The 24474-nt window shown below is 73.7% G+C and carries 24 protein-coding genes, 1 tRNA gene and 1 pseudogene; 17 read left to right on the top strand and 9 right to left on the bottom strand.

Annotation, left to right across the window (positions count from 1 at the left end):
- The first annotated feature begins 154 nt into the window (after positions 1 to 154).
- The 4 genes from AC2A1K_RS06815 (at position 155) to AC2A1K_RS06800 (ending at position 4331) form a co-directional block, all read left to right on the top strand.
- On the top strand, positions 155 to 607 hold the full coding sequence (locus AC2A1K_RS06815; protein ID WP_483895561.1) for a hypothetical protein: 453 nt from the start codon (positions 155 to 157) through the stop codon (positions 605 to 607).
- Positions 604 to 2529, top strand: coding sequence for a cytochrome c oxidase assembly protein (locus AC2A1K_RS06810; RefSeq protein ID WP_483895560.1), 1926 nt, complete (start codon positions 604 to 606; stop codon positions 2527 to 2529). The genes AC2A1K_RS06815 and AC2A1K_RS06810 overlap by 4 nt, the downstream gene beginning before the upstream one ends.
- Positions 2530 to 2593: 64 nt before the next feature.
- Positions 2594 to 3805 carry an MFS transporter gene (locus tag AC2A1K_RS06805; protein ID WP_483895559.1) on the top strand — a complete coding sequence of 404 codons (1212 nt, stop codon included), beginning with the start codon at positions 2594 to 2596 and terminating at the stop codon, positions 3803 to 3805.
- Positions 3806 to 3809: 4 nt separating this feature from the next.
- Positions 3810 to 4331, top strand: a complete 522-nt coding sequence (locus tag AC2A1K_RS06800) for an N-acetyltransferase family protein (protein ID WP_483895558.1) — start codon at positions 3810 to 3812, stop codon at positions 4329 to 4331.
- Here the strand turns inward: AC2A1K_RS06800 and ilvA are convergent.
- On the bottom strand, positions 4328 to 5602 hold the full coding sequence (gene ilvA, locus AC2A1K_RS06795) for a threonine ammonia-lyase IlvA (RefSeq protein ID WP_483895557.1): 1275 nt from the start codon (positions 5600 to 5602) through the stop codon (positions 4328 to 4330). The genes AC2A1K_RS06800 and ilvA overlap by 4 nt on opposite strands.
- Positions 5603 to 5764: 162 nt before the next feature.
- On the opposite strand from ilvA, the gene AC2A1K_RS06790 reads away from it, so the two are divergent.
- From AC2A1K_RS06790 to AC2A1K_RS06745, 10 genes are all read left to right on the top strand, one after another.
- Positions 5765 to 6877 (top strand): sensor histidine kinase, encoded by a 1113-nt coding sequence (locus tag AC2A1K_RS06790; protein ID WP_483895556.1) that lies wholly within the window; start codon positions 5765 to 5767, stop codon positions 6875 to 6877.
- Complete coding sequence (locus AC2A1K_RS06785) at positions 6874 to 7533, top strand: response regulator (protein WP_483895555.1); 660 nt, start codon at positions 6874 to 6876, stop codon at positions 7531 to 7533. Before AC2A1K_RS06790 ends, AC2A1K_RS06785 begins: the two co-directional genes overlap by 4 nt.
- A gap of 228 nt (positions 7534 to 7761) precedes the next feature.
- Positions 7762 to 9222: a multicopper oxidase family protein gene (locus AC2A1K_RS06780; RefSeq protein WP_483895554.1), complete on the top strand. Its 1461-nt coding sequence runs from the start codon at positions 7762 to 7764 to the stop codon at positions 9220 to 9222.
- Positions 9215 to 9613 (top strand): hypothetical protein, encoded by a 399-nt coding sequence (locus AC2A1K_RS06775; RefSeq protein ID WP_483895553.1) that lies wholly within the window; start codon positions 9215 to 9217, stop codon positions 9611 to 9613. The genes AC2A1K_RS06780 and AC2A1K_RS06775 overlap by 8 nt, the downstream gene beginning before the upstream one ends.
- 81 nt (positions 9614 to 9694) lie before the next feature.
- Positions 9695 to 9922, top strand: a complete 228-nt coding sequence (locus tag AC2A1K_RS06770; RefSeq protein ID WP_483895552.1) for a hypothetical protein — start codon at positions 9695 to 9697, stop codon at positions 9920 to 9922.
- A gap of 32 nt (positions 9923 to 9954) precedes the next feature.
- Positions 9955 to 10206 carry a hypothetical protein gene (locus AC2A1K_RS06765; protein WP_483895551.1) on the top strand — a complete coding sequence of 84 codons (252 nt, stop codon included), beginning with the start codon at positions 9955 to 9957 and terminating at the stop codon, positions 10204 to 10206.
- Positions 10207 to 10365: 159 nt separating this feature from the next.
- Complete coding sequence (locus tag AC2A1K_RS06760; protein ID WP_483895550.1) at positions 10366 to 10617, top strand: hypothetical protein; 252 nt, start codon at positions 10366 to 10368, stop codon at positions 10615 to 10617.
- A gap of 66 nt (positions 10618 to 10683) precedes the next feature.
- Positions 10684 to 11082, top strand: a complete 399-nt coding sequence (locus AC2A1K_RS06755; protein ID WP_483895549.1) for a DUF7715 family protein — start codon at positions 10684 to 10686, stop codon at positions 11080 to 11082.
- 86 nt (positions 11083 to 11168) lie between these two features.
- On the top strand, positions 11169 to 13049 hold the full coding sequence (gene htpG / locus AC2A1K_RS06750) for a molecular chaperone HtpG (RefSeq protein ID WP_483895548.1): 1881 nt from the start codon (positions 11169 to 11171) through the stop codon (positions 13047 to 13049).
- Positions 13049 to 14089 (top strand): LLM class flavin-dependent oxidoreductase, encoded by a 1041-nt coding sequence (locus AC2A1K_RS06745; protein ID WP_483895547.1) that lies wholly within the window; start codon positions 13049 to 13051, stop codon positions 14087 to 14089. The genes htpG and AC2A1K_RS06745 overlap by 1 nt, the downstream gene beginning before the upstream one ends.
- Here the strand turns inward: AC2A1K_RS06745 and AC2A1K_RS06740 are convergent.
- A pseudogene (locus AC2A1K_RS06740) lies at positions 14090 to 14374 on the bottom strand (tripartite tricarboxylate transporter permease); the annotation flags it as partial.
- 225 nt (positions 14375 to 14599) lie between these two features.
- Here AC2A1K_RS06740 and AC2A1K_RS06735 point away from each other — a divergent pair.
- Positions 14600 to 14872 carry a hypothetical protein gene (locus AC2A1K_RS06735; protein ID WP_483895546.1) on the top strand — a complete coding sequence of 91 codons (273 nt, stop codon included), beginning with the start codon at positions 14600 to 14602 and terminating at the stop codon, positions 14870 to 14872.
- A gap of 7 nt (positions 14873 to 14879) precedes the next feature.
- On the opposite strand, the gene AC2A1K_RS06730 is transcribed toward AC2A1K_RS06735, so the two are convergent.
- The 7 genes from AC2A1K_RS06730 to AC2A1K_RS06700 form a co-directional block, all read right to left on the bottom strand.
- Positions 14880 to 16013 carry an alpha/beta hydrolase family protein gene (locus AC2A1K_RS06730; protein WP_483895857.1) on the bottom strand — a complete coding sequence of 378 codons (1134 nt, stop codon included), beginning with the start codon at positions 16011 to 16013 and terminating at the stop codon, positions 14880 to 14882.
- A gap of 23 nt (positions 16014 to 16036) precedes the next feature.
- Positions 16037 to 17047 (bottom strand): SMP-30/gluconolactonase/LRE family protein, encoded by a 1011-nt coding sequence (locus AC2A1K_RS06725; protein WP_483895545.1) that lies wholly within the window; start codon positions 17045 to 17047, stop codon positions 16037 to 16039.
- Between the two features lie 11 nt (positions 17048 to 17058).
- The gene (locus tag AC2A1K_RS06720; RefSeq protein ID WP_483895544.1) at positions 17059 to 18177 is read right to left on the bottom strand and encodes an FAD-dependent monooxygenase; all 1119 of its coding nucleotides are present in this window, start codon (positions 18175 to 18177) and stop codon (positions 17059 to 17061) included.
- A gap of 104 nt (positions 18178 to 18281) precedes the next feature.
- Positions 18282 to 19205 carry a LysR family transcriptional regulator gene (locus AC2A1K_RS06715; protein WP_483895543.1) on the bottom strand — a complete coding sequence of 308 codons (924 nt, stop codon included), beginning with the start codon at positions 19203 to 19205 and terminating at the stop codon, positions 18282 to 18284.
- A gap of 72 nt (positions 19206 to 19277) precedes the next feature.
- A complete protein-coding gene (locus AC2A1K_RS06710) occupies positions 19278 to 20480 on the bottom strand; it encodes a cytochrome P450 (RefSeq protein ID WP_483895856.1) in 1203 nt (400 codons plus the stop codon).
- A gap of 5 nt (positions 20481 to 20485) precedes the next feature.
- Positions 20486 to 21517, bottom strand: a complete 1032-nt coding sequence (locus tag AC2A1K_RS06705) for a VOC family protein (RefSeq protein ID WP_483895542.1) — start codon at positions 21515 to 21517, stop codon at positions 20486 to 20488.
- A 390-nt stretch (positions 21518 to 21907) separates the two neighbouring features.
- Positions 21908 to 21991: transfer RNA gene (locus AC2A1K_RS06700), tRNA-Leu, on the bottom strand.
- A gap of 64 nt (positions 21992 to 22055) precedes the next feature.
- Here AC2A1K_RS06700 and AC2A1K_RS06695 point away from each other — a divergent pair.
- Both AC2A1K_RS06695 and AC2A1K_RS06690 read left to right on the top strand, forming a co-directional pair.
- Positions 22056 to 23372, top strand: a complete 1317-nt coding sequence (locus tag AC2A1K_RS06695) for a M20/M25/M40 family metallo-hydrolase (protein WP_483895541.1) — start codon at positions 22056 to 22058, stop codon at positions 23370 to 23372.
- A gap of 13 nt (positions 23373 to 23385) precedes the next feature.
- Entirely contained in the window at positions 23386 to 24384 is a 999-nt protein-coding gene (locus tag AC2A1K_RS06690) for an NADPH:quinone oxidoreductase family protein (protein WP_483895540.1), read from the top strand.
- Positions 24385 to 24474 lie beyond the last annotated feature (90 nt).

The raw sequence follows: 24474 nt of genomic DNA, 5'->3' as shown, positions 1-24474 counted from the left end.
GCGCCGACGCCTGTCGATCATGCCCAGAGGGCCGGTCGCGTCACCGAACCCGCCCGCAGGACGCTTCGGTTCCCGAAGCGTTCTCCTCGGAGCACCCGCCTCCCCGCCGACCCCCGGGGCGAGGCCCGCGACCGCGGCTTGCCACGATCGGACCGTGTCCCCGGACCCCGCAGCGACCCCGGACGCGCCGCGGGTCGCCGACGCCGCGGCGAGGGAGGACGCGCCGCGCCGCCGGCCCGGGATCGCCGCCACGGCGCCCGTCGTGGGCGTGATGGCGCTGGTCAGCGCGTGGACGGGTTGGGGCGGGCTCGCGCTGGGGCTGGTCGCCGTGGCCGTCGCGCTGGTCGCGTTCGCGCGCCTGCGGGGTCGGGACGGCTCCCGTCGCGGCCCGCTCGCCGGGCTCGCACTGGGCGTCGTCGCCGTCGCGATCGCGGTCGTCGTGGAGTGGAGCACCCTGGCCGGCGCGGTCACCTACCTGGAGACCGGTGGGGTGCGCACGCTCGACGAGTGCATGCGGCAGGCGCAGAACGAGAAGGAACAGCACGTCTGCAAGTCCCAGCACCTCGACGAGTACCGGGCCCGCTACCCGAGCGAGATCGACCCGTGAGACGGGGCGCGGCGCTCGCCGGCGCCGCCGCGGTCGGGGGCCTGCTCGTCGCGGCCATGGCCGTGCTGGTCCGGGGACCGGTCGGCTACCCGGAGCTGGGCCTGACCGACCCGGGCGTGCAGGTCCGCGTCCTCGTGCCGGTGCTGCGCACGGTCGTCGACCTCGCCGGCGCGGCCACGCTCGGCGGGCTGCTCGTCGCCCTGCTGGTCGCCACGCCGCCTGCGGGCACGAGCGCCTTCAGCCCGACCGGGCGGCGCGCGCTGGGCATCGCGCGGTGGGCGGCGTGGGTCGGCGCGGCCGGTGCGGCGCTCTCGGTGCCCGCGACCCTGGCCGACTCGACGGGCGGGCGGGTCCCGCTCGGTCCCGATCTCGTGACGACGATGCTCGCGCGCGGGGAGCCCGTCGGCTGGCTGGTCGCGGCCGTGCTGGGCGGGGCGACGGCCGTGGCGGCCGGCGAGGTGCGCCGCTGGAGCGGCGGCGCGGGGGTGCTCGTGCTGGCCGTGGCGACGCTGCTGGTGCCGGTGGCCACCGGCCACGCCGCCGACGGCGTCGGTCGCGACCTCGCCCTGTCGAGCACGGCGTTCCACGTCGTCGCCGCCGCGGTCTGGCTGGGCACGCTCGGGGTGCTGACGGTGGTCCGGGGCGACCGGCGAGCGTGGTGGCGGGCCGGACGGATCGGCACCGCCGCGGGCCTCGTCACGGTCGCTTCGGGCGCCGTCGCCGCGACCGTGGCCCTGAGCGGGCCGGGCGGACCGGCTGCGGGCGTCGACTGGACGGTCCTCGTCCTGCTCGGCGCCGCCCTGACGGTCGTCGCCGGCGGGGCGCTGTGGCGACGGCGCAGCGGTCGCACCACCGGGGCCGTCGAGCTCGCCGTGCTCGTCGTCGTGGTGGGCCTGTCCGCCGTCGCGACCCGCGCGGTGCCGCCGGTGCAGGCGCCCGGCGCAGCGAGCACTCCGACCGCGCTCCTCGGCTACGGGCTCGCCGCGGCGCCCTCGCCCGCGGTGCTCGCGACGTCGTGGCGCCCCGAGCTCACCACATCGATCCTGGCCGTCGTCCTCGCCGGGCTCTACGCCGCCGGGCTGCGGCGACTCGCGAGAGAGGGAGCGCGCTGGCCGCGGGGACGGTCGGTCGCGTGGTTCGCGGGGTGCGCACTGCTCGTCGTCGCGACCTCGTCGGGGCTGGGGCGCTACGGCCCGGCGGTGCTCAGCGTCCACATCGCGGGACACATGCTCGTCGCCACCGCCGTCCCGCTGCTCTGGGGCCTCGGCGCGCCGATCGTGCTGGCCCGGCGCACGCTGCCCGAGGCGCCGCCCGGAGGGCCGGAGGGGCCGGCACCGGAGGGTCCGGAGCAGTGGCTGGAGCACCTGCTCGCCGCGTCGACGCTGCGGTTCGCGAGCCATCCCGCGGTGGCGCTCGTGCTCGTCGTGGGCTCGCCCGCGCTGCTGTACCTGACGCCGGTGTTCTCGCTGACCCAGCCGCTGGGCTGGCTGCAGCCGCTGATGACGCTCTGGTTCCTGCTGGTCGGGGTGCTGTTCCTCGGCCCGCTGGTCGCCGGGCCGCCGGACGGTCCGGGTCTGCCGCCGATCGCGCGCCTGACCTTCCTCATGGCGTCGATGCCGGTGCACGCGCTGGTCGGGCTCGCGCTGCTCGCGTCCGACCACCCGGTGTCGCGCACCCCGGTGCTCCCGGCCGACGGGGGGAGCGGCCAGATCGTCGTCGACGACTTCTTCGTGCGCCTGCGCCTGCCGTGGGCCCCGGATCTGCTGGCCGACCAGCACCTCGCCGGCGTCCTGGCCTGGCTGCTGGGCGACCTGCCGCTGCTCGCCGCGGTGGTCGCGGTACTCGTCGCGTGGTCGCACCACGCCCGGGCCGAGGACGCCGACCGCCGGGGCGACCTGCTCGTAGGACTGACGTCACGCTGATCCTTCCCAACATCTGGGACAAGCGTCCTGCGACGTGGGCGCTGGAGGCGTAGAACAGGGAGCCGTGCGATCCCGTCGACGCTGGGCCGTCCTCGCCGCGGGCGTCGCGGCGCAGACGGCCGCGTCGGCCGTGGTGTACGGCGTGCCGTTCCTCGTGCCGAGCCTGCGCGACGAGCGCGGCCTGTCGCTCGCCGCGGTCGGGATCGTCGTCGCCGCCCCCACGCTCGGGCTGCTGATGGCGCTGATCGCCTGGGGCGCGGTCGTCGACCGGGTCGGCGAACGCCTCCCGATGGCCGTCGGGCTCGGCGCCTGCGGCCTGATCACCGGCGCGCTCGCGCTGCTCGCCCCGCCGTCGCTGACCACCACCGTCGCGCTGCTCGTGCTCGCGGGCCTCGGCGCGGCCTCGGTCAACGCCGCGAGCGGGCGCCTGATCATGGGCTGGTTCGACGTCGACGAGCGCGGCCTCGCGATGGGCATCCGGCAGACCGCCCAGCCGCTCGGCGTGGCCGCGGCCGGGCTCGTGCTGCCGACGCTCGCGGCGCGCGAGGGCCCGCTGCCCGCCCTCGGCTGGCCCGCGCTCGCCTGCCTCGCGTGCGCGGTGATCGTGGTGCTCGTCGCCGCCGACCCGCCACGCGTCCCGCGGGCGCCGGGCGAGGCGCGGCCGGCGTCGCCGTACCGCACCCCCCTCCTGCCCCGCGTGCACGCGGCGAGCGCGCTGCTGGTGCTCCCGCAGTTCGCGGTGTCGGCGTTCTCGCTGGAGTACCTGGTGCGCGAGCAGGGCTGGTCCCCGGGCGCGGCGGGCGTCTTCGTCGCCGGCGCGCAGATCGCCGGCGCGGGCGGGCGCATCGCGAGCGGCTGGTGGTCCGACCGCGTGGGCTCGCGGCTGCGCCCGATGCGCCGGCTCGCGGTGGCGAGCGCCGCGGTGCTGCTCGTGTTCGCGGTCGGCGACCTCACGCTCGGGCTGATCGCCGTCGCCGGGATCGCCGCCGGGTCGGTGATCACCGTTGCCGACAACGGCCTCGCGTTCACGGCCACCGCCGAGATCGCAGGCCCCGGCTGGTCCGGGCGGGCGCTCGGGGTGCAGAACACCACCCAGAACATCGTCGCCACGGTGGCACCGCCGGCCCTGGGCGCGCTGATCGGTGCCTCGAGCTATGCGGTCGGCTTCGCCGTGGCCGCCGTCGCGCCGCTCGCGGCGATCGCCGTCACGCCCGTCCGGTCGGAGCCCGAGCCGGAGCGGGTCACGGCAGCCCGGGCCACCGTTGCCGGAGACTGACCGGGTGCGCTGGACCATTCGCCGCGCGGTCGAGGCCGACGCCGACCGGATCGGCGAGATCACCGTCGCCGGCTGGCGACACACCTACCGCGGGATCGTCGCCGACGAGCGCCTCGACGCCCTCGACGCGGGCGAGATCGCCGAGGTCCGCCGGGCGTCGATCGCCGCGCCCGCGCCGACGGCGGTGTTCGTCGCCGACGACGAGCAGGACCGCGTCCGGGGCTACTGCATCGTCGGCCCGCCGCGCGAACCGGAACCCTCCGACGAGGGCACGGCGGTGCTCTACACCCTCTACCTGGACCCTGCGGTCATCGGGACCGGCGCGGGCGGCGCGCTGCACGACGCGGGCGTCGCGCACCTCGCGGCGGCGGGGTTCGCCCGGGCCACGCTGTGGGTCTACACCGCGAACACGGGCGCGCAGGCGTTTTACGCCCACCGCGGGTGGCGCGTCGACGGTGAGCCCTACCAGGGACCGGGGTGGTCGGCGCCCGCCACGCGGTGGGCGCTGGACCTCTCGAGGCTCTAGACGAGGAAGCGGAACGCCGGCGACCCCGGCTCGAGCGCCTCGATCTGCAGCGGCGAGCGGGCCATGCGCTCCAGCAGCGGCTCGAGGTCGTCGCGGGACCCGATCTCGACGCCGACGAGCGCCGGGCCGGACTCCCGGTTGTCCTTCTTGACGTACTCGAAGCGCGTGACGTCGTCGTCCGGGCCGAGCACCTCGTCGAGGAAGCGGCGCAGGGCGCCGGGCTCCTGGGGGAACTCGACGAGGAAGTAGTGCTTGAGGCCCTGGAAGCGCAGCGAGCGCTCGATGACCTCGGCGTAGCGGGAGACGTCGTTGTTGCCCCCGGAGAGGACGACGACGACGGTCTCGCCCGACACGAGGTCCAGGCCCGGCCCGTCGGGGCGGATCGCGGCGCCGGCCAGCGCGCCCGCGGGCTCGGCGATGATGCCGTCGGTCTGGTACAGCGCGAGCATCTCGGTGCAGACCAGGCCCTCGTCGACGGCGACGAGCTCGGCGCCGGAGCGGCGGATCAGCGGGTAGGTCACCGCACCCGCCTTGCGCACCGCGGCGCCGTCCACGAAGCGGTCGAAGCCGTGCTCGTCGAGCATCACGGGGCTGCCGGCGTGCAGGGCGGCGGCGACGTTGCGCGCGCCGGCGGGTTCGACGCCGATCACGCGGGTGCGCGGGTGGGTCGCCTGCAGCCAGGTGGCCGTGCCGGCGAGCAGGCCGCCGCCGCCGACGGGCACGACGATCGTGTCGGGCGCCTGGCCGAGCTGCTCGACGATCTCGGCGACGACCGTCGCCTGGCCGGCCACGGTGCGGGTGTCGTCGAAGGCCGGGACGAGCGTCGCGCCGGTCTCGTCGGACCACCGCGTCGCGGCCGCCGACGACTCGTCGTAGGTGTCGCCGTCGACCACCAGGTCGATCATGTCGCCGCCGAGGGCGACGATCCGCTCGCGCTTCTGGCGCGGGGTGGTCGACGGGATGACGATCCGCCCGCGCACGCGGTGCGCCGCGCAGGCGAACGCGAAACCCTGGGCGTGGTTGCCGGCGCTCGCGCACACCACGCCGGCGGCGCGGGACTCGTCGTCGAGCTGGCTGATGAGGTTGTAGGCGCCGCGCAGCTTGTAGGAGCGCCCGACCTGGAGGTCCTCGCGCTTGAACCAGACCTCGGTGCCGGTGGCGCCGGACAGGCGGGGGTTGCGCTGCAGCGGGGTGCGCTCGGCAATGCCGCCCAGACGCTCCGACGCCTCGAGCACCTGCTTCTCGAAGGTCGTACCGCCGTCGCGCGCCATGGGTGTCCCGCTCCTCGCTGCTGTCATCCGGTGATGGGGGAGTTGATCCATCGATGGTAGGTGCCCCCGGCGCCGACGTCCGGGCTGACCCCGATGGATCCCCGGGTCGCGTACGCCCGGACGCTGACGACAGGGCCCCGAGCGCCCCCTAGCGTCGTCGGGGTGACCCCGATCGTCCGTCTCGCCCGGTCCCGGTGGTGCCCGCCGCCGGCCGACGCGGCGCTGGCCGCGGCGCTCGGGGCGCTGTGCCTCGCGGGCACGGCGATGGCCGCCACCTCGCCGGACCGCCCGTGGTGGCCCGGCGGCGCACTGCTGATCGCCGCCGCGGCCCTCGTGCTGGCGTGGCGGCGGCGCGCCCCGCTGGTGGTGCTCGTCCTGACCCTGGCCGCGGTCGCGCCGTACTACTGGCTCGCCTACCCGGACGGCCCGGCCTCGCTGATGGTCGCCGTCGCGATGTACACGGTCGCGACGCGGTCGAGCTGGACCCGCTCGGTCGGTGTCGGCGTCCTGCTCTTCGTGGCCTGGGTCGGGCTGGAGCGCCTCATCGACGGGCGGCCCGTGGCGAGCGCGCCGGAGCACGTCATGTGGATCGTGGTGACCGTCGCGATCGGGGTCGCCGTCGGCGGGCTGCGGCGGGCCCAGACCGCGGCCGTCGAGCGGGCGCACGAGCAGGCGCGCCGGCGCGTCGAGCAGGAGCGGCTGCGCGTGGCCCGCGAGGTGCACGACGTCGTCTCGCACAGCCTCGCGATGATCGCGGTGCAGGCGGGCGTCGGTGCCCACGTCGCCGACCGCCGCCCCGAGCAGGCCGTGGCCGCGCTGCTCGAGATCAAGCAGGCCAGCAGCGCCGCGCTCACCGAGCTGCGCAACGTCCTCGGCGTCCTGCGCGACGCCGGGCCGGTCGACGCGCCGGGGGTGCACCGCCTGGACGAGGTCGTGCGCGTCGCGGGCCTGGCGGGGGTCGAGGTCGAGGTGCGGGGGAGCGCGGGACGCCCTGACGCGGCCGTCGACGGGGCGGCGTTCCGGATCGTGCGCGAGGCGGTCACCAACGCCGTGCGCCACTCCCGGCGGGCGCGCCGGGTCGTCGTCGACCTGGTGCGCGACGCCGACGAGCTGCGGATACGGGTGGCCGACGACGGCGGGGCGGCGGGGGAACTGGTCCCGGGCCACGGGCTGCGGGGCCTCGCCGAGCACGCCGCCGCGGTGGGCGGGCGCTCGTCGGTGTCGTCGGACACGGACGGTGTGGTCGTCGAGGCGTCCCTGCCGGTGCCGCGGTGATCACCGTCGCGCTGGCCGACGACCAGCAGCTCGTCCGCGCCGGCCTGCGCGTGCTGCTCGAGACCGAGGACGGCTTCGCGGTGGTCGGCGAGGCCGCCGACGGCGGCGAGGCCGTCGCGCTCGTCCGCGCGACCCGCCCCGACGTGGCGGTGATGGACGTCCGCATGCCCGGCGTCGACGGCCTGAGCGCGCTGGAGACGATCGTCGCCGACCCCTCCCTGGCCGGCACCGCGGTGCTCGTGCTCACGACCTTCGACCTCGACGAGTACGTCTACCGCGCGCTGCGCGCGGGCGCGGCGGGCTTCCTGCTCAAGGACGCCGAGCCCTCCGATCTCGTGCGTGCGATCACGCTCGTGGCCCGCGGCGACGCGCTGCTCGCCCCGGCCGTGACGCGCCGGCTCATCGCGGAGTTCGCCGCCCGCCCGCAGCCCCTGGTGCCCGCGGCCCGCCTCGACGTCCTCACGCCCCGCGAGCGCGAGGTCCTCGCCCTGGTCGGCGGCGGGCTGACGAACGACGAGATCGCCGCGCGCCTCGTGATCAGCACCGCCACGGCCCGCACGCACGTCGGTCGCCTGCTGACCAAGCTCGACGCCCGCGACCGCGCGGCCCTCGTGGTCATCGCCTACGAGTCCGGGGCGGTCGTCCCGCGCCGGTGAGTTGTCCGCGCAGCGGCTCCGCAGACCTCTACTTGTCCGTCACGCCACGCACTCGACGCCCACCCCCGAGATGTCAGCGACGTGGCGTCGCTGACACTCAACGTCCGTAACGCCACGCGCTCGATCGCGGGCCCCGGGGATCCCGGGGTTCCTACGCCCCCGCGCGTACGCCCGGAACACGTCGTCACGCCGACGTGGCCGGCCCGTCCCGCGGCGAGTCTCGTCGCCGTGTCCCGCCCCCTCTCCCGACGCCGCTTCCTCGGCGCCACGCTCGCCGCGGGCGCGTTCGCCGGTCTCGCCGCGGCCGGGTGCTCGACCGGCCCGCCACCGGTCCGGCAACGCCCCGCCCAGCATCCCCTCGCGATCCCGCCCCTCGCACCGACACGGCGCGAGGCCGGCCGCCGCGTCGTCGAGCTCACCGCCGCCCCCGGCGAGAGCGTGTTCCTCGACGGCCCGACCACCCCGACCTGGGGCTACGGCGGGATGCCGTTCGGCGGGCCGACGATCCGGGCCCGGCGCGGCGAGGAGGTCGTCGTGCGCGTCACCAACCGCCTGCCCGAGACCACGACGACCCACTGGCACGGCATGACCCTGCCGGCGCGCATGGACGGCGGCCCCCACCAGCCGATCGCGCCGGGCGAGACCTGGGAGGCGTCCTGGCGCATCGACCAGCCCGCGGCGACGCTCTGGTACCACCCGCACCCCCACGGCCGGACCGAACGCCACGTGCACCGCGGGCTCGCCGGGCTCTTCCTCGTCGACGACGACGTCCGAGTCGACCTGCCCGACCGCTACGGCGTCGACGACGTCCCGGTCGTGCTCACCGACCGCTCCTTCGCCCCGGACGGCAGCTTCGACACCGCGCACCGCAACGCCGTCGGGCTGCTCGGCGACACCGTGCTCGTCAACGGCACGGTCGCGCCGTACCTGGACCTGCGCACCACCCGCGTGCGCCTGCGTGTCCTCAACGCCTCCCCGGCGCGCAGCTACCGCCTCGCCCTGGACGCCCCGCTGACCCTCGTCGGCACCGACGGCGGGCTGCTCCCGTCGCCGCGGGTGGTGCCCGACGTCCTGCTGACCCCCGGCGAGCGTGCGGAGGTCGTGGTGGAGCTCGCCCCCGGGCGCCGCGCCATGCTGCGCTCGCTGCCCGACGGGCTCGGCGCGGTCAACGGGATCGCGAACGCCGCGGGCGGGCACGACACCCTCGACCTGCTCGAACTGCGCCCCGCCGACCGGCTCGAGTCCTCGCTCCCGGTGCCGGCGACGCTGAGCCGCGAGGCTCCGCTCGCGGAGGCCGCCGCCGGGCACACCCGCCGCTTCGTCCTGTCCAGCAACCGGATCAACGGGCTGGCGATGGACATGCGCCGCGTCGACGAGGTGCTCGACGCCGGCGCGACCGAGGTCTGGGAGCTCACCAACCGGCACACGCTGCCGCACAACATCCACGTGCACGACGCCCGTCTCCAGGTGATCGAGCCGGGGCAGCGGGCGTGGAAGGACACGGTCGCCGTCCCGCCGGGACGCACCGTGCGGCTACTGGTGCGCGTCGGTCCGTACGCCGACCCGGAGGTGCCCTACATGATCCACTGCCACCTGCTCCGCCACGAGGACGACGGGATGATGCTCCAGTTCCTCGTCGTCGACCCTGGTCAGCGACCCTCGGAGATCGTCGGACACGCGCATGGTTAGCGGGCTGGCGGCCGGCGCCCTCCGGGTCGTCGCGGTGCTCCACGCGGCCATGACCGTCGTGCAGGCGTTCGCCGCCGGCGCCCTGCTCCAGGCGTCCGCGGCCGGGTTGGTCGTCCACCAGGCCGTCGGCGGGACCCTGCTTCTCGTCGCGATGCTGCAGGTCCCGCTCGCGGTCCTCGCCTGGCGCCCGGGCCGCCTCTCGCCCTGGCCGATCGCGGTGTCGGTGGTGCTCGTGGTCGCCGAGACGGCCCAGGTCGCGATCGGTTACACGGGCATGCTCTCGGTGCACGTCCCGCTGGGGATGGCGATCGTCGGGACGGCGGTGGCGCTCGCGTGGTGGGCGGTGCGGACGCGGCGCGTGATCGCCACCGGTGCTCCGGCGGGTCGATGACCTCGCCCCGGAGGAGCACCGGGAGCGATCTCGCCGAGAACACCCCGGCCCGCGGTACGGTGAGAGGTTACGGTGAAAGGTATGGCGACCCGGAAGGTCACGTACTCGCTCGACGAGACCGCCGTGGAGCTCGCCGAGGCGTCGGCGCGGCGGGCGGGCCTGTCGACGTCGGCGTGGCTGTCCCGCGCAGCCCGGCGCGAGGCCGTGCGCCAGGGCGCGGGCACCGCGTGGGGCGACCCGGCAGGCGAGGCCGCCGCCGACGACGCCGACCTCGCCGCGGCGGAGGACGAGGTCCGTGCGACGGGGTGAGCTCCGCGCCTACACCCGTCCGTCGTCACCCGATGTGCGCCGCGCCGTCGTGCTGCTCCAGCGACGGCATCAACGACTCGCCCCGCCCGTGGCTGCTCGGGATCGAGCTGCGGGCGCAGGACCCGGGCGACATGCTGGCGATCCCGGTCGGTGACGGGCGCGTCGCCTACGCCGGCGACCTGACCCGGCTCTACCGCGCGTGGGTGGGCGAACGCCTCGGTGTGCTCGACACGACGACGCTGACCCGGATCGACGGCGCGCTCCGGGCCGCGCTCGACCTCTGATCGGGGCCATGATCCGCCCAGGTGCTCCGGGCACCCCGTGACATCGGGTCGACGGAGCACCCGGAGCGATCACGTCGATCGGTCGCGCGCAACCGGCGTGAACCGCCGTCTCCCGGGAACGATCACCCCTGACGGATCCCCAGGGAAGGACAGCGCGCGATGCCGGGACGGCTCGAGGGACGCCGCGTGCTCGTGACGCACGCCGATCGCTACGTGGGACCGCCCGTCGTGGCGGCCCGCGGGGCGCAGAACGCGTTCCCCCAGGCCGTCGGGGCCGAGGTCGCGCCGCACAACGTGCAGGTCAACGCCCTGGGATCCGCCCACGTGCGGAACAACATGTACGACACCGACGCGATGCTCGCGGACGACGCCGGGCAGGTCGTGTCGGTCTCCGGCGGCGGGGCGACCTGACGCCGAGCGGCGCTGTCGGTGGTCGGTGCTATCCCTCGTGGCACGGCACGGACGAGGGAGGCCGCGATGAAGGTGCTGGTGGCGACGGCCGAGACGCAGGGCGCACGCGCGCACGACTACCACTGGGCGACGGACGGCGAGCTCGTCCGCGTCGGCGAGGTCTGCCGGAAGGACCGGGACGATCCGGACGGGGGCTGCGGCTGCGGGCGCGGGTTCGCCGGGCTGAACTCGCACCGGGCGACGACGACGGCACGGGTCGCCGAGGTGCCCCTGACCCGTGCGGAGTACGTCGAGGCGATCCGGTCCTCCCTGCAGGCCCAGGGGTGGGATCCCTGCGCCTGCTGCTCGACCGACGAGGCCGACGACCTCGCCGAGTACGTGGCCGGCTGGCCTGTGGGCTCGATCGTCGAGCGACGCCTCGACCTCCTGCACGTCCGCGCCCTGCCGAGCGAGCTCCCGGTGTGACCCACGGACGGCCGGGCCGCCGGACCCCGCGCCGACGGGTCGATATCCTCGACGGTGCACGGACGACCCACCGCGGGAGAGGACGCATGAGCGAGACGATCGAGTTCCAGGCCGAAGCCCGTCAGCTGCTCCAGCTGATGATCCACTCGATCTACTCCGACAAGGACGTCTTCCTCCGCGAGCTGATCTCCAACGCGTCCGACGCGCTGGACAAGCTGCGCCTGGCGTCCTACCAGGACAAGGATCTCGAGGTCGACACCTCGGACCTGCGGATCGAGCTCGCCCCGAGCGCGCCCGACACCGAGCACCGCACGCTCGTCGTCCGCGACAACGGCATCGGCATGACGCGCGACGAGGTCGTCGAGCTGATCGGCACGATCGCGAAGTCGGGCACCGCCGAGATGCTCCAGCAGCTCCGCGAAGCCAAGGACTCCGCGCAAGACGACGGGCGGGCCGAGGACCTCATCGGCCAGTTCGGCATCGGCTTCTACTCGAGCTTCATGGTCGCCGACAAGGTCGAGATGGTGACCCGCAAGGCCGGCAGCGACGAGGGCGTGCACTGGGAGTCCACCGGCGAGGGCACCTACACCCTCGAGCCGGTCGCGGACGCCCCGCAGGGCACGTCGATCACGCTGCACCTCAAGCCCGAGGACGCGGAGGACAGCCTCCACGACTACGCGAAGCCCGAGACGGTGCGCCGCATCGTGAAGCGCTACTCGGACTTCATCACCTGGCCGATCCGGATGACCCCGCCCGCCACGGACGAGACTCCGGAGCCCGAGCCGGAGACGATCAACTCCCGCAAGGCGCTGTGGGCGCGGCCCAGCTCCGAGGTCACCGACGAGGAGCTCACCGAGTTCTACCGCCACGTCAGCCACGACTGGCAGGAGCCGCTGGAGACCATGCGGCTCTCGGGCGAGGGCACCTTCGAGTACCAGGGCCTGCTGTTCCTCCCCGCGCACGCGCCGATGGACCTGTTCATGCGCGAGGCCCGCCGGGGCGTGCAGCTCTACGTCAAGCGCGTCTTCGTCATGGACGACTGCGAGGCGCTCGTTCCCGAGTACCTGCGCTTCGTCAAGGGTGTCGTCGACGCCGCCGACCTCTCGCTCAACGTCTCGCGCGAGATCCTCCAGCAGGACCGCCAGATCCAGGCGATCCGCAAGCGGCTGGTCCGCAAGGTGCTGCAGACGGTCGCCGCCCTGCAGGAGAACGAGCCGGAGAAGTACGCGACGTTCTGGGCCGAGCTCGGCCGGGCCTTCAAGGAGGGCCTGCTCACCGACCCGGACAACCAGCAGGCGATCCTCGGCGCCAGCGCGTTCCCGTCCACCCACTCGCCCGACGAGAACACCACGCTCAAGGCCTACAAGGAGCGGATGCCCGAGGGCCAGGAGTCGATCTACTACCTCACCGGGACGACGCGCGGGAGCATCGAGAACTCCCCGCACATCGAGGCGTTCCGCGCCAAGGGCTACGAGGTCCTGCTCCTCACCGACCAGGTCGACGAGGTCTGGACCGACGCCGTCACCGAGTTCGACGGCACCCCGATGGCCTCGATCGCCAAGGGCGACGTCGACCTCGGCGGCGACGAGGACAAGCCCGAGGGCTTCGACGACCTCCTGACCTGGATGGGCACCGAGCTCGCCGACGACGTCAAGGAGGTGCGGCTCTCGACGCGGCTGACGAGCTCGCCGGCCTGCCTCGTCGGCGATCCCGGGGACCTCTCGCCGACCCTGGAGAAGATGTACCGCGCGATGGGCCAGGAGCCGCCGGTCACCAAGCGGATCCTCGAGCTCAACCCGCAGCACGCGCTGGTCAGCGGGCTGCGCGACAAGCAGGGCGCCGGCGAGGCCGACCCCGACGTCGCGCGGCTGCTCTACGGGATGGCGCTGCTGGCCGAGGGCGGCGAGCTCAAGGAGCCGACGGCGTTCGTCAACACCCTCGCCGAGCGTCTCCAGAAGACACTCTGATGGCGGACAACGTCCTCCTGGGCGTCGACAGCTTCGTCGCCCGGGTCACCGACCCCGCCACCGAGCGGGTGATCGGCCCGGAGGAGCGCTTCGAGCACCTGCTCTCCGAGATCGCGCTCGCCGACCGCGTCGGCCTGCACTCCTACGGCATCGGCGAGCACCACCGCAGCGAGTACTTCGACGCCGCGCCGCCGGTGATCCTCGCGGCCGCCGCCGCGCGCACCGAGAACATCCGGCTGCGCAGCGCCGTCACGGTGCTGTCCGCCGCCGACCCGGTGCGGGTGTTCCAGGAGTTCGCGACGATCGACCTGATCTCGCGCGGCCGGGTCGACCTGGTCGTCGGGCGCGGTTCGTTCACCGAGGCGTTCCCGCTCTTCGGACTGCGGTTCGAGGACTACGACGACCTCTTCACCGAGAAGCTCGACCTCCTGCTCAAGATCAACGAGTCGCCGACGGTGACCTGGTCGGGGAAGCATCGCCCTGCCCTGAACGATCAGCCGGTCTACCCGCGGCCCAGCCAGGAGCGGCTGCCGATCTGGGTCGGGGTGGGTGGCACGCCCGAGTCGTTCGCGCGGGCCGGGCTGCTCGGGCTCCCGCTCATGGTGGCGATCATCGGCGGCGAGCCGAGGCAGTTCGCCTCGCTCATCGACCTCTACCGACGGGCGGGCGAGCACGCCGGCCACCCGCCGGAGGCGCTGCGGGTGGGCCTGCACTGCTTCGGGTTCGTCGGCGACGACGTCGCCGAGGCCACCAACGCCTTCTACCCGGGCTGGCAGGAGATGTTCACGCAGGTCGCCGCCGAGCGGGGCGGGATGCCGCCGACCCGGCGCGCGTTCGACGCCATGCGGGGCCCCGAGGGCGCGTTCTTCGTCGGCGATCCGCGCACCGTCGCCGAGAAGGTCCTGCGGGTCTCCGAGCAGCTCGGCGGCGTCGAGCGGATCAACCTGCAGATGACCAACCCACGCCTCGCCCACGACGACCTGCTGCACTCCATCGAGCTGCTCGGCACCGAGGTCGCGCCGCTGGTCGAGAAGGGCTGATCAGACCGACTCGGTCTCGCGGTCGTCGGTCGTCGGGCGGCGTCGCCGTCCCCGCAGCACCACCGGCACCACGAGCAGCAGCACGATGATCACGTACACGGTGATCGACAACGGCGTCGACACCAGGGTCGTGACGTCGCCGTCGCTGATCTGCAGCGCACGCCGCAGCTGCAGCTCGGCGTCGGGCCCGAGGTTCACGCCGATGATCGCGGGCAGCACCGGGAGCCCGAAGCGGCGCATCCCGAAGCCGATCGCCCCGATGACGAGCAGGACGACGAGGTCGAGCGAACCGATCGGTCGGCGACGAGTCCCAGCGCATCGACGCGGTGGATGTCACCGTGGCGCCGGGCCCGGGGGGTTAGTACGTGTGTCCGAGGGGGCTACGCACTAACACGACGCTTCGGCGGGGCAGGGGAGTGCCCGCGCCGCGGTTGAGCAGGCCGTCCCCGAGGTGGGACGGCTGAGGCGTCCCACCTCGGGGACGGCCGCTGAGCAGCGGGGACGTCGCTCATGGGCGCGCAGCCCGACCCGGCGGCCGTCGTGGTCGACACCGCCGAGGAGGCCGCCGATCTCCTGCTCGCCGACGGGGTGGACGCCGTCATCCTCACCCCGACTCTGCGTCGAGGCCCGCTTCGTCATGCGCCCCGACGACTCCGGCGACGCCGTCCACCAGTGGCTCTGGGGCGACACCGCTCTCGGCCCCTGTTCGCCCGGGTCACCGAGGTGCTGGCCGAATCCGACGACCCGACCGACAGGGCCGTCTCCTTCGGGATCAGCCGCTGAAGCACGGTCAGAGGGTGGCGTGGATCCAGTCGGCGATGTAGCCGGTGGCGGCGGGCATGTTGTCGGCGCTGACGTGCTCGACCCCGCCCTCCCTCGGGGTGAACCACTTGAGCTCGCGCTTCGGGCTATTGACCGCGGTCTCGTACTGGGCGATCGCGTACTCGCGAGGGATCTGCCGATCGTTCGCGCCGTGGGTGACCAGGAACGGCACGGTGATCTTCTCGGTGACCCCGACCAGGCTCATGGCCGGGGCGAACGCCATGAACTCGTCGAGGGTGTCCTGACCGAAGACCCACTGGACGTGGTCCCAGTAGTGGGGGACCGGGCGGTCGCCCTCGCGGGCCAGGCGACGCTTCTGCAGCTCGCCCCAGTTGTAGTTGGCGCCCCAGGCGACGCAGAGACGGAAGCGCTGCTCGAACGCGGCGGCACGGGGCGCGTAGTAGCCCCCGAGTGACCAGCCGATGACGCCGACGCGGTCGCGGTCGACGTCGTCGCGGGTCTGGAGCCAGTCGAGGCACGGCGCGGCCCAGTGCTCGCTGTCGTGTCGTCCGGTCAGCCCCTGCAGCCGGAGCGCCTCGCCGCTGCCGGGGTGGTCCACGACGAGGGAGGCGACGCCCCGCCGCGCCAGCTCCCGGGGCATCCCGGAGCCGTGGACCATCTCCTTCATGCTGTCCAGCCCGTTGGTGAAGACCATGCAGGGCGCCGGCCCGTCGACGCCCTGCGCGGCGACGAAGAGCGCGGGCATGCTCGTGTACCCGTAGGGGATCTCGACTCGGGTGGTGTCGTGCCGGTCGAGCGTGATGGCCTTCTCGAAGGCGTCGAGCATCGCGCGGTAGGCGGTACGGCGCGGGGTGTAGTGCCTGCTCTGCAGGCGTTCTGCCGTGAGGTAGTGCACCGCGGCGCGGTAGTACCGGGCGCCGGCCGAGAGGGAGTGACCTGCGGCCTCGTCCTCCCGCGCGAGCTCGGCGAGGCGGTCGGCCACCGCCGTCCAGGAGCGGAAGAACAGCTCGGTGCCCGCGTCCTCGCCGTCGCGGGCGGCGTCGAGGACGGGCGCGCAGGCCTCGGCCACCTCGCTGATGTGGGCGCCGGTGTTCAGCGCGATGCTGACCGACAGGTTCCACACGTAGTTGCCGGGGAACATCTCGAACACTGCTGCGTCTCCTCTCACCAGTGGATCGGGGGCAGCCCCGGGACGGGGGAGGGGAAGCACGGCAGGGTCGTCCCGCGCAGGCTGCCCAGGTAGACCTGGTCGAGGGCCGGGCCGCCGAAGGTGACGCTGGCGAGCCAGGGCGCGAGGGTGCCGCCGGTACGCGACAGGGTCTCGAAGCTCACCGCTTCCCCGGTGGCGAACTCCGCCTCGAAGCGCGCGGTGGCCTCGGGGTCGCCGTCGGAGAACAGCTCGAGCAGACGGCCCTCGGGCGTCAGGGCGACCAGGCGGTCGGCGAAGATCATCGTCGCCCAGAGGTTGCCGTAGCTGTCGAAGGTGATGCCGTCGACGAGGCCGTCGCCGAGAGAGCTCGGCCCGAAGACCTCGCGCTCGGCGACCGAGGCGTCGTCGGCGATCCGCAGGCGCGTCACACGCTTGCCGGTCGTCTCGGCGACGTAGAGCCACTGCTCTTCGGCGTCGAAGCGGATCTCGTTGGTGAAGGCGAAGCCGTCGGCGACGACGCGCAGGCCGCGCTCGTCCAGGACGGCGACGTACCCGTCGGCCACGTGCCGACCGATCGCCTCGCTCCACGGGTTGACCATCGTCGACACCGTGATCCAGATGCGGCCACGCCGGTCCCGCACGACGAAGTTGACCTTGCCTAGGGGCTCGCCGTCGATCGAGTCGTGCAGGGTGTGGACCGTGCCGCCCCGGTCCATGACCTCGAGGGCGTCGGTCCCGAAGTTGGCGATCAGGATGTCGCCGCCGTCGGTGAAGGCGAGACCGTTGGGCAGCGTGCCCGAGAGCAGGCTCCCCGCCATGTCGCGGTCGGTGTCGAAGCGCCCCGACGGGCGCGCCGCGACCAGATCCTGGGTGCCGTCCGGCCCGATCCGGACGACGCCGCCCCGCGCGTCCGCGGTCCAGAGCGTCCCGTCGCGCTCGGCGAGGATGCACTCGGGCCGCTGGAGAGCCCACCCGACGGTGCGGACGGCGGCGCGATCGAACTCCCAGGTCAGGAGGGGGTTCACGGACGTCGACATCAGAACGGCTGGGCGAGCTGCGCGAAGGCCTGGCCCATCAGCCCGGCGTGGTCCGCGCCGGGCGTGCCCGGGTGCGTCTCCCAGTAGCTGATCTGCGCGGAGGTCTCCACGACGTACCGGCATCGGTCGAACCGGCGCTTGCCGAAGGTGCGCAGGCCGTCGTCGACGCCCGCGCCGGCCCCGAGCTCCTCGCCGAGGGCGACCGCGTCCTCCAGGCACATCGCCGCGCCGGCGGCGAGGTGCGGGGTCGTCGCGTGCGCGGCGTCGCCCAACACGAGAACGCGGTCGCGGTGCCACGGTTCCGGGACGAGGAGGTTCTCGAAGCGCGTGTAGTTGATCGGCGTCGCGTCGCCGAGCTCCGCGCGGGCCGTCGCGGCGAACCCGCCGAACGGCTGGAGACGCTCGCGCACCGCCTCTGGGAGGTCCTCCGGGTCGGGCCGGAAGGTCGCGTCGATCGGGAAGAGGACGTACATGTACATGCAGTCCGGCCCGGTGGGCGTGAAGCCGATCGTGGTCTCCTCGTCGCCGACGATCTGGCACTCCGTGGTCAGCTCGGCCGGCCGCGGCAGCACGACCCGGTAGATGCCCTGCCCCAGGAAGCGGATCTCGACGTCCCCGTGGACGAGCCGGCGCACGGTCGAGCGCAGGCCGTCCGCGCCGACCACGAGGTCGTAGCGCGCGCGCTCACCGTTTCCGAGCGTGACCGTCGACGAGCCGCCGTGGTGCTCGACGCCGGTGACCTCGGCGCCGGTGCGCACCGTGACCCCGGCCCGCCGCGCGCGGGCGAGCAGGATGCGGTGGAGCTCGGGGCGCATCATCCCGACCATGCCGGGGTGGTCGGTCCCGACCGACTTCGGGAGCGGGAAGCTCGTGAGCGGACGGCCCGCCGGGTCGAACAGCTCGAAGTCGTCCATGGCGTAGCCGTGGGCGAGGCACTCCTCGTAGACCCCGAGCCGGTCCACCGCCCGGAGGGCGGCGCCGAGCAGCGTGATGCCGCTGCCGAGCGCGTGGATCTCCGACTCGCGCTCGACGAGCTCGACGTCGATGTCCCGGGAGGCCAGGGCGGTGGCGGTGGCGAGCCCACCGATCCCGCCCCCGACGACCAGTGCCCGTGTCATGGCGCTCCTCCCTCGGGATGTGCCGACGACGCTAGGGGCGTCCGGACGGCGGGAGTTAGTGACGCGTGTCGATGCGAGCCATCGGTCGCATCGATGACCGGACCTCAGCCGGCCATGGCCGCCGCGGCGCGTCGGACGCGGTCGCGCAGCCAGCGGTGCGCGGGGTCCGCGTCCGTGCGGGGCGACCAGAACATCGCCTCGATCATCGGCGGCACCTCGAACGGCGGCTCGAGCAGCCGGATCGGCAGGTGGGACGCGAAGGCGGTGGCGAGACGCTCGTGCAGCAACGCCATCAGGCGCGTGCCCGGCAGCATCAGCGGCTGGATGACGAAGCTCTGGGTGTGCACGTCGACGTGGCGGTCGATCCCGAGGCGACGGAGCCGCAGCTCGCTGATCGTCATCCCGGGGGCCCCGTCGTAGGCGAGGTAGGGGAGCGTGCGGAACTGGTCGGCGGTGATGTGCTCCCCAACGTCGGGGTGGTCCCGGTCGACGGCGATCACGAACCGCTCGGTGAACAGCGACGCGGAGCGCACCTCGGAGCCCCGGGCCGCGAGTTCGGTGGGGAGGATGAGCAGGTCCAGCTCGGAGCGGGCGAGACGCTCGACCGCGTCGGAGGTGGCCGGCCGGACGTTCAGGTGCAGCTTCGGTGCCTCCGCCTCGAGCGCAGCCAGGAGCGGGCGCAGCAGGACCAGCAGCACGTAGTCGCTGGCCATCAGCGCGAAGGTCCGCTGGTCGGTGCGCGGGTCGAACTCGCGGGTCGCACGCACCGTCGACTCGATGGTGTCCAGCGCGTCGCGGATGGGCCCGACCAGCTCGAATGCGGTCGGGGTCGGGGTGAGCGTCCGTCCCTCGCGCACCAGCAGTGGGTCGCCGAAGAACTTCCGCAGCCGCGCCAGCGACGCGCTCATCGCCGGCTGCCCCACCGACAACCTCTCCGCCGCCCGCGTCACGTTGCACTCGCTGATCAGGACGTCGAACGCGACGAGCAGGTTCAGGTCCAGCTGCTGCAGCAGGGAGTCGCGGTCCATCGTCGACGCCACCTCCTCCAAGGGGCGCCACACGCTACCGCGATCGCGGTCCGGTCATCGATGTCATCGATGTCATCGATCTTCGGGGTGCCGGGGCCGGAGGGCCAGGGGCAGGCTGTCGAACCCCCGGAGCATGCGGTTGTCCTTGCGGACCGACGGCCCCGCGAGGCGGATCTCGGCCGCGTTCGCGACGAGCTCGGAGAGCACGACCCTCCCGATCATCCGGGCCACCGGCGCGCCCAGGCAGAAGTGCACGCCGCGCCCGAAGGCGAGGTGGTCGTCGGGGTTCCGGTCGACGAGGAACCGGTCCGGGTCCGCGAACTGCCGGGGGTCCCGGTTGGCGCTACCGAAGGCCACCATGACGCGCGACCCCGCCGGGAGGGTGACGCCGGCGACGGTCGTCTCGGCCGTGGTGACCCGGAAGAACCCCGGCTGGACCGGTGACTCGAACCGGAGGGACTCCTCGATCGCCGCCGGCACCAGCTCGGGGCGTTCCACCAACCGGGCCCACTGGTCCGGATGCGTCGCGAGGGTGTGCGCGAGGTTGCCCAGCATGTTCACCGTGGTGTCCATCGCCGCGACCAAGATCCCGCCGAGCAGGGACACGACCTCGCCCTGACCGAGCTCGCCGCGCCCGCCCGCCTGCACGATCCGGTCGGCCCACCCGTCGGCGACGTACTCCCCGTCCGCGGCGATCCGGGCCACGAAGCCGAACAGCCCCTCGGTGGCCTCCGCGAGAGCGGGTGTCCCCCCGCCGGCCGGGCAGCCCATCGAATCGAAGATCGTCGACGCCCACCGGCAGTACTCCTCGCGGTGGCGGTCGGGGTAGCCCATCAGCTCGGCCATCACCGTCGTCGGCACCGGTTGCGCGATCCGGGCGATCCAGTCGACCTCACCCTCGGCCAGGGCCGTGTCGAGCGCCCGGCCCGCGAGCTCGCGCACGCGCGGTTCCAGCAGGCCGATGGCCTTCGGGGTGAAGTCCCGCGCGACGGCGCGACGGACGCGGGTGTGCTCCGGGGGGTCGGTCGAGAGGATCACGCCGCCCTCCTCCGGCGTGCCGACGGGCTCGAGGCCCGCCCCCTGCGCGGACGAGAACGTCTCCCAGTCGCGCAGGACCGCCGCGACGTCGTCGTAGCGGGAGATCAACCAGACGCCGTAGCGATCGAGGTGGACGCAGGGAGCCTCGTCCCGGAGGGCGGCGTAGGCCGGGTAGGGGTCGTCGCGGGGCTCGGCGCCGAACGGGTCGAACGCGGACGCCGCCGCGGGTCCGGACATCGTCGTCACCGGGCGTTCACCTCCGGCGTCCACGAGGCCCACGGGTTGGTGAGGTCCTCGTGCAGCTGTGGTGACACCCCGTCCTCGGTGCCCGCCATCCCGGCCGCCTTCGGGAAGGCGTCCATCATCGAGTCGGGCATGTGCCAGTTCCGGAAGAAGTCGTTCGACCCCTGCGAGGGCCGCCACGTCCGAGCGCGCCAGTCCGGCACGTAGTTGCGGTAACCGCCCGAGTTGAGTTCGACCCGCAGGCTGCTCGGCTCCCGGAAGTAGAGGAAGTTCTGTTCCCCGATCCCGTGCACCGACGGCCCGTACTCGATGGGCGTCCCGTTCTCGATGAGGATGTCGGCCGCCCTGTGGAGGTCCTCGGGATGGTCCGCCCAGAAGGCGATGTGGTGGACACGTCCGGCGGTGGCGGACGTGTCGATCACGATTCCGAGGTCGTGCGACTTCTCGTTGGTGGTCAGCACGGAGAACACGGTGACGGGCGCGTCCTCGAGGTCGGTGAAGGCCATGACGCGGAATCCGAGGACGTCGGAGTACCACTGCGCGAAGCCGCGCACGTCCGAGGCCGCGATGGTCACGTGGTCGAGGAAGCGCGGCGCCGCGCCGTGGCTGCTACGCCGCTCGGGCCGGTCCGGGTAGGTGGACTCGTAACCCTCCTCGGCCACGAACGGCGGGACGTCCCAGACCAGGCTCGTCCGGTGCCCGAAGGGGCCGACGAAGGTGAAGGTGCGGCCCTGGGCGGGCAGGTCGTCGCGCCACACGCCCCGGACGCCCGTCGCCTCCACCCGCGCGACGAGCTCGTCGAGAGCGCTCGCGCTGTCCGCGCGCCACGTCGTGTCCGCCAGCCCGGCGTCCGGGCCCGGGGCGACCACCACGCTGTGGCGGTAGTGGTCCCCCCAGCACCGCAGGTAGACCTTCCCGGCGTCGCGGTCGACCACCCGCAGGCCGAAGCGCTGCACGTAGAACGCGACCGACGACTCGACCTCCGGGCTCGTGATCTCCAGAGAGATTAGATGGCTGAGCAGCCTGGGCATGCCGTTCCTCCCGTGCACGCGGGCTCGGCGGGTCGCCGACCGTGCGGGGGACGCTATGTCGCTCGTCAGATCGCCGGAAACAATCGTTGTCGATTACTGGCATCGTCGTCGTCGATGCACAACCGGATCTCGCTGGGTCTCGACGCCGGCGCCTCCTCTTCGGTGCGGGCATCGCGAAGGAGTTCGCGGCCGCGGGGGCACCAGTCGTGGTCAACACAGGTCGTCGGCGCTGATTCCCGGGGTCCAGGCTGCCTGGCGCCACAGCCTGGACGACGCGACGCCGGAGCGGCTGGAGAAGCTGTACCGGGTTGCTGGCGTCGACATGATCGATGACCCGCGCCAGGACGTGGTCGACGTAACCCTCGCCCCGGGACGTGGTGTGAGTGAGTGTGTCCGAGGGGGGACTTGAACCCCCACGCCCTACTAGGGCACTAGCACCTCAAGCTAGCGCGTCTGCCATTCCGCCACTCGGACTTGCGTGGTCACAGGGTAGACGACGCCGCGCAGGGCGATCACGGTGGGTGGCAGGATGCGGCGCATGGGTCGTGCCGAGGACGAGGTCGTGATGCTGACCAGCGAGCTCATCCAGATCGACAGCCAGAACACCGGAGAGCTCGCGACGACGACCGGTGAGGCGGAGGCCGCCGCCTACGTGGACGCGAAGCTGCGGGAGGTCGGGTACGAGACCGAGGTGATCGAGTCCGGCGCTCCCGGCCGCCACAACGTGTTCGCCCGCCTCGAGGGCGCGGACCCGGACCGGCCGGCGCTGCTGGTGCACGGACACCTCGACGTCGTGCCGTTCGACGAGAGCGAGTGGTCGGTCCACCCGCTGTCCGGCTCGGTGCAGGACGGCTACGTCTGGGGCCGGGGCGCGGTGGACATGAAGGACATGGACGCGATGATCCTGGCGCTGGCACGCCAGTTCAAGGCGGAGGGGACGGTGCCCCCGCGGGACCTGGTGTTCGCGTTCCTCGCCGACGAGGAGGCGGGCGGCGCCTACGGATCGCACTGGCTCGTCGAGCACCGCCCCGACCTCTTCGAGGGCTGCACCGAGGCGCTCGGGGAGGTCGGCGGCTTCTCGCTGACGCTCGGCGAGGACGTCCGCGTCTACCCGGTGATGACCGCGGAGAAGTCGATCGCGTGGATGAAGCTGCGCGTGCGGTCGCGCCCCGGCCACGGCTCGATGGTCCACGACGAGAACGCCGTGACGATCCTCGCCGAGGCCGTCGCCCGCCTCGGGCGGCACCGCTTCCCGCTGGTGCTCACCGAGTCGGTGCAGGGCTTCTTCGACGAGATCACCGAGCTGACCGGGATCGAGTTCCCGACCGAGTCCGCGGCCGCGCTCGACGGCGCCGTCGCCAAGCTCGGCGGGGTGGCGCGCGTCGTGGGCGCCACCACCCGCGACACCGCGAACCCGACCATGCTGCAGGCGGGCTACAAGGCCAACGTCATCCCGTCGGTGGCCGAGGCGACCGTCGACTGCCGCGTGCTGCCGGGGCGTCAGGAGGCGTTCGAGCGCGAGCTCGACGAGCTGCTGGGCCCGGACGTCGAGCGGGAGTGGATCCGCAACCTCGAGGCCGTCGAGACCGCCTTCGACGGCGAGCTGGTCGACGTCATCACGCGGGCGGTGCGGGAGGAGGACCCGCAGGCGCACACGCTGCCCTACATGATGTCCGGCGGCACCGACGCGAAGGCGTTCGTCAAGCTCGGGATGCGCTGCTTCGGGTTCGCGCCGTTGCGCCTGCCCCCGGACCTCGACTTCACCGCGCTCTTCCACGGCATCGACGAGCGCGTGCCGGTCGACGCCCTCCGGTTCGGCACCCGGGTGCTCGAGCGCATCCTGCTGCGCGCGTGAGCGGGCACTGACCGTGCGCGCCTGGCGGGTGCCGCGCTACGGACCGTTCGGCGAGGTCCTCGAGCTCGCCGACGTCCCGCGCCCGGAGCCCGGTCCGGGGGAGACCCGGGTGCGGGTGGCGGCCGCGGCGCTGAACTTCGCCGACATCCTCCACACCGCCGGCGAGTACCAGGAACGCGTCCCGCCGCCGTTCACGCCCGGCCTCGAGGTGGCCGGGACGACCGACGACGGGCGGCGTGTCTTCGGGCCGGTCGCGCTGCCGCACGGCGGGTTCGCCGAGGAGGCGGTCCTGCGGACGACCTGGCCGTGGCCCGAGGGGATGAGCGCCGCCCAGGCTGCCGGGTTCTTCGTCTCGTACCAGACCGGGTGGTGCGCGCTGCACCACCGGACGTCGCTGCGCGCGGGTGAGACCCTGCTCGTGCTCGCGGCCGCCGGCGGCGTCGGTCTCGCCGCGGTGCAGCTCGGCCGGGCGGCGGGCGCGCGGGTGATCGGCGTGGTCGGTGACGAGGGAAAGGCGCCGGTGGTCCGCCGAGCCGGGGCCGAGGTGCTCGTCGCCCCGGGGAACCCGCAGCGATCGGGGGAACACGCCGACGGGGGAGCTGGACCCGACGGGACGGACCTCGTCGCCGCCGTCCGCGAGCTGACCGACGGTCGCGGCGCGGACGTCGTCTACGACCCCGTCGGCGGCGACTCCTTCGACGCCGCCCGCCGCGTGGTGGCCTGGGAGGGCCGGCTGCTCGTCATCGGCTTCGCCGGCGGGAGGATCGCCGACGCCCCGACCAACCACGCACTCGTGAAGAACTACGCGGTGGTCGGCGTGCACTGGTCGGCGTACCGGGAGCGGTCGTCGGAGCTCGTCACGGCGTGGCAGCGCGAGATCGAGGCGCTCTGGGAGCGGCGGGCGATCGACCCGCACGTCGGCGCCGAGTACGCGTTCGAGGACCTGCCGACCGCGCTGGAGGAGCTGGCGGCGCGCCGGACGACGGGCCGCGTGGTGCTCCGGGCGCCCTGAGGGCAACGCCGCCGAGGGGAACGAGTTCCCGATGTCGGGGGTCCGCGAGCCCGCCGCGGCGCCCACCGTTCTCCCCGGTGGCCCGCTCGG

This window comes from Actinomycetospora sp. 2LY8.5 (genome assembly GCF_057180585.1).
The sequence above is the reverse complement of the archived record's forward strand: the minus strand, read 5'-3'. Positions and strand labels throughout refer to the sequence as shown.